This is a genomic window from Methylocucumis oryzae (assembly GCF_000963695.1).
GTDB lineage: Bacteria > Pseudomonadota > Gammaproteobacteria > Methylococcales > Methylomonadaceae > Methylovulum > Methylovulum oryzae.
Genome location: NZ_LAJX01000006.1, coordinates 1 through 4,564, shown reverse-complemented (window position 1 = coordinate 4,564; position 4,564 = coordinate 1). Strand labels below are relative to the sequence as shown.

The 4,564-nt window shown below is 43.1% G+C and carries 4 protein-coding genes and 3 tRNA genes; 2 read left to right on the top strand and 5 right to left on the bottom strand.

What is annotated here, in order from left to right:
* Positions 1-388: 388 nt before the first annotated feature.
* The 5 genes from VZ94_RS00690 to cysS form a co-directional block, all read right to left on the bottom strand.
* Positions 389-464: transfer RNA gene (locus tag VZ94_RS00690), tRNA-His, on the bottom strand.
* Between the two features lie 30 nt (positions 465-494).
* Positions 495-571, bottom strand: a tRNA-Arg gene (locus VZ94_RS00685).
* Between the two features lie 3 nt (positions 572-574).
* Positions 575-651: transfer RNA gene (locus VZ94_RS00680), tRNA-Pro, on the bottom strand.
* A gap of 108 nt (positions 652-759) precedes the next feature.
* Complete coding sequence (gene fchA / locus VZ94_RS00675; RefSeq protein WP_045777747.1) at positions 760-1,389, bottom strand: methenyltetrahydrofolate cyclohydrolase; 630 nt, start codon at positions 1,387-1,389, stop codon at positions 760-762.
* Positions 1,390-1,406: 17 nt separating this feature from the next.
* Positions 1,407-2,789, bottom strand: coding sequence for a cysteine--tRNA ligase (cysS, locus tag VZ94_RS00670; RefSeq protein ID WP_045777746.1), 1,383 nt, complete (start codon positions 2,787-2,789; stop codon positions 1,407-1,409).
* Between the two features lie 111 nt (positions 2,790-2,900).
* Between cysS and VZ94_RS00665 the strand changes: the two genes are divergently transcribed.
* Positions 2,901-3,482, top strand: a complete 582-nt coding sequence (locus tag VZ94_RS00665; protein WP_082081258.1) for a peptidylprolyl isomerase — start codon at positions 2,901-2,903, stop codon at positions 3,480-3,482.
* A gap of 137 nt (positions 3,483-3,619) precedes the next feature.
* The gene (lpxH, locus tag VZ94_RS00660) at positions 3,620-4,300 is read left to right on the top strand and encodes a UDP-2,3-diacylglucosamine diphosphatase (protein WP_338040176.1); all 681 of its coding nucleotides are present in this window, start codon (positions 3,620-3,622) and stop codon (positions 4,298-4,300) included.
* Positions 4,301-4,564 lie beyond the last annotated feature (264 nt).

Sequence of the window (4,564 nt, the reverse complement as noted above, 5' to 3'; positions counted from 1 at the left end):
ACCAATTGCTCGCTCACGACCCTCACGAGTATGCCGCCTCTTTTCATAGGCGGGTAGTTGAGCTTCCATTTTTTCAAGCATGTCCCAAAACTCTTCCGCTGGAATTCCCGTGAAAGCACGGACTAATGCAGGATGTTTGCGTAACATCGACTCGGTGAACATCACTATCTCCAAATTTTATTAGGATACTATTGCACCATACACCCATTTTGCTTATTGTGCATAAACTCTATTAAATGGCAAAATTGACGTAACACAACTCACAAGCGTGCCAAATGAAAAGATTTCTAATGAAATGTCTTGATGGACGTTTTTGTTTCTGGCGCTGACAAACTAAATCATTGCACTAACGCAGCAGCTTCAATAAGAAAAGGGGGTATTGATTTAATGGGGTGAGCGACGGGGGTCGAACCCGCGACAACAGGAATCACAATCCTGCACTCTGCCAACTGAGCTACGCCCACCATAAAATCTTAAAAGGGGATGGTAAGAAATGGCGCGCTTGGCAGGACTCGAACCTGCGACCCCCAGCTTAGAAGGCTGGTGCTCTATCCGGTTGAGCTACAAGCGCTAATGGTCGGGATGGAGGGATTCGAACCCCCGACATCCTGCTCCCAAAGCAGGCGCGCTACCAAACTGCGCTACATCCCGACGATCTCTTTGTGAATGGATAAGAACTAACCATCGCTGAAGAGCTGACTATATTAACGACAGTCGCTGTTTTCGTCAATACTTTTTCAAAAAACTTACGTCTTTTTATTAAAGTTTCTCTTTAACGATTTGATAAACTTGCTCGGTTAATTGCTCTGCGCCCTCTAATATTGCTTGCAACTCCGCTAATTTGTCTTCGGTAAATGCCGTGTCTTTAATGCTGCCTGTATTAATATAAACATTGAGCGCCGCGCTTTTTAAGCCGCTATACGCCGCTAGCACAGCTACGCCCGCATCGCTAATCACGCCGGTATAACCGTGTAAGGCCGCTTCGTAGCTAAGGGTTATTGCTGTTCTACATAACCGTGCACACGTTAAAGGCACTTCGGTCGCTTGCTTTAATACGTTTTGTATCATGGCACTGCGCTCTGTTTTTTCCAACTCGGTTGCTTTTGGCATCCCGTAGGCAGCCATAAGTTGATTAAATACATCGACATCAGCCTTAACCAAACCCGTAAGCTCTGCGCGTAATTGTTCAGCGCGCTCTAGTAACTGCTGCATTTGCGACTCAACAGCTTGATATTGCGGCTTGCCTATCGTTAAACGGCATACCATGCTGGTTAATGCTGCCGCTTGTGCGCCCATAAGCGCAGCGGCACTACCGCCACCTGGTGTTGCCGATTTACTGGCTAATTCGTCTAAAAATTGCTGTAGAGTTTTTTCTATTATTTCGCTCATAGTATTCGCCACCAAACTTATTTTGCCGCTTCAAGTCGCCAGTTAGTTTTACCATCAGGCGTGTCTTCTAAAATCACCCCTTGGGCTTTTAATTCATCACGAATTTTATCCGCTAATGCCCAATTTTTGGCTTTCTTGGCGTCGATTCGCGCTTGAATCTGCTCTTGTATACTCGCATCAGACTGCTCGCCTTGTAAAAAACTCTCTGCATTCGTTTGCAAGAGTCCTAATAATCCGCCTAACGTTTTTAGGGTTACTGCAAGTTGTTCAGTTTTAGCAGAGTCTGAACTGGTTTTAGCAATATTAAGCTCTCTAGCTATATCAAATAAAACCGCAAATGCAACCGGTGTATTAAAGTCATCATCCATAGCCTGTTGAAAACGCTCAAGATAGCCCGAATCTATCGTTGCAGAACCTGTTTCTATCCCGCGCAATGCCATGTATAAACGGGTTAACGCTGTGCTGGCTTCGTTTAATTGCTCATCAGAATAGTTTAATGGACTGCGGTAGTGACTGGATAAGATGAAAAATCGAATGACTTCAGGTCGATATTGTTTTAACACTTCTCGCACGGTAAAAAAGTTGCCTAGCGATTTAGACATTTTTTCTTCATTAACACGCACAAAGCCGTTATGCATCCATAGATTGACAAAGCGCTCACCGGTTGCTCCTTCTGATTGGGCTATTTCGTTTTCGTGATGCGGGAATTGCAAATCCATTCCACCACCATGTATGTCGAAATGGTTGCCTAAGCAGCAGGTAGACATGGCGGAGCATTCAATATGCCAGCCCGGTCTACCGTCGCCCCACGGCGATGGCCAATGCGGCTCATGACTTTTAGCCATTTTCCATAACACAAAATCTAATGGATTACGCTTAGCGTGATCGACTTCAACGCGCTCGCCTGCTTGTAAATCAGCCAGGTTTTTTCCGGATAATTGACCGTAATGGGTAAATTTTTCCACCGCATAAAACACATCGCCATTGCTACCAACATAGGCATAGCCTTTAGCAATCAGCGTTTGAATCATACTAATAATTTCTGCAATAGAACCCGTTGCACGCGGTTCAATATCGGGAGGTAGTACCGACAAAGCGCGTTCATCTTCGTGCATAGCCTCGATAAATCGCTCGGTTAACGCGCTAATCGTTTCGTCATTATCTTGGGCGCGTTGAATAATTTTGTCATCAATATCGGTTATATTACGCACATACGTTAGCTCATAACCGATATGACGTAAGTAGCGTGCCACTGTATCAAACACCACCATGACACGGGCATGGCCAATATGACAATAATCATAAACCGTCATGCCACAGACATACATGCCGACTTTACCCGCTACGCGCGGTTGAAATAGCTCTTTCTTTCGAGTCAAGGTGTTATAAATTTTTAGCATAGTGGATTAGTTTTTATGAAGTTAACATTGGGCAATTTACCAAGCGTATACTTCTCTTTCAAGCGAAAAGCGCATAGAATTTGGGCTTGTATTACAACTAAAGGATGAATCATGCGTAATATTATGCTTGCCCTGATGCTGTCTTTGACGTCAACTCTCTCATTTGCAACGGAAAACAAAATGGCCGAAACCGCTAACAAAGTTAAATTAACAACCTCTTTAGGCGAGATTGTTATTGAATTAAACCCTGAAAAAGCGCCTATTAGTGTCGCTAACTTTATTACTTATGTTAACGAAGGTTTTTATAATGGTACGATTTTTCATAGAGTAATTCCCAACTTTATGGCTCAAGGTGGCGGTTTTGATACGTCGTTTAATCAAAAAGCAACCCACGCGCCGATTAAAAATGAAGCAGATAATGGCTTAAGCAACAAACGCGGCAGTATTGCCATGGCTAGAACCAATGTGCCTGATTCTGCTACCGCACAATTTTTTATTAATTACAAAGACAACAGTTTTTTAAATTATACCAGTCCGACCGCTAGCGGTTGGGGTTATGCCGTTTTTGGTGAAGTCATTTCCGGTATGGATGTTGTTGATAAAATGGCCGCACAACCCACGGGTAATCGTGGCGGACATCAAGATGTTCCTAAAACGGATATTGTGATAGAAAAAGCTGAAATGATGGATTAATCCGCTTTACGATTGTTTTACGCAAGGTTGGCTTGAAGCATCTACTCAACCAACCTTAGCGTCCCTGCCCTTTTCTCCTGACGGACTTTTACACGTGTCTGAAGTTTTATTCATATCCGATTTGCACTTAGGATTGGATAAACCCGCCATTACTAAAACGTTTTATTCACTTTTTACAACATCGCGCAGCTCGCGCATCAGCGTTATTTATCTTAGGCGATTTATTTGATGCTTGGGTAGGCGATGACGATTTTACTGCGCCCAACGCAGCCATTCGTCAACAGCTTAAACAACTCTGTGCTTCAGGTACCGCCGTATTTCTACAACCTGGCAATCGCGATTTTTTAATCGGCCAGCGTTTCTGCCAAGATACTGGCGTTAGCTTATTACCCGATTACCATGTTATCGAGTTAGCAGGTACGCCCACGTTGCTAATGCATGGTGATTTGTTATGTTCCGACGACATAGCGTATCAAGCCTTCCGAGTTAAAGCACATGACCCTGAATGGCAAAAAAATATTCTTGCTAAGCCGCTATGGCTGCGTTTAATCGCTGCGCGTTGGTATCGCTTGCGTAGTTTTCTACATAAGCGTAAACAACAAGACGACATCATGGATGTCAATCAGCAAACAGTGATTGCGACGTTAAAACACTATAACTGCTCCCGCCTTATTCATGGCCATACCCATAGACCTGCACTGCATGAATTTCATGTGGATGACAAGCTAGCGCAGCGTTATGTACTTGCCGCTTGGAATGAGCGTTCAGGCCAGGTCTTAAGCTGTGATAACGGACAGTTTTCAGTCGAAGTTATATAGGAAACAATAAGCTAGTTCATCAGCATCTTAATTCAGTATAGGCCTTTGCTTTTAATTATTGACTTTTTAGCCAAAATCATTAAATCTAGGCACTTGGTATGAAAAATTCCCTGCTTAGTACGGGATAAAAACCATTCAGCCAAAAACTAATATTAGTCTATAAAAAACAATTCAATATTTTGTTGAATAACAAAAAAAAAAAAAKAWMAKRAAGAAAATAATTATGAAGAAGCCTTTACAAAAGTTGGCTGCTTGCTTCCAGCA

What these genes read in the sequence shown, in the direction of transcription:
- fchA (WP_045777747.1), bottom strand. Translation starts at nt 1,389, where the DNA reads ATGAGCGAAATAATAGAAAAAACTCTACAGCAATTTTTAGACGAATTA.
- cysS (WP_045777746.1), bottom strand. Translation starts at nt 2,789, where the DNA reads ATGCTAAAAATTTATAACACCTTGACTCGAAAGAAAGAGCTATTTCAA.
- VZ94_RS00665 (WP_082081258.1), top strand. Translation starts at nt 2,901, where the DNA reads ATGCGTAATATTATGCTTGCCCTGATGCTGTCTTTGACGTCAACTCTC.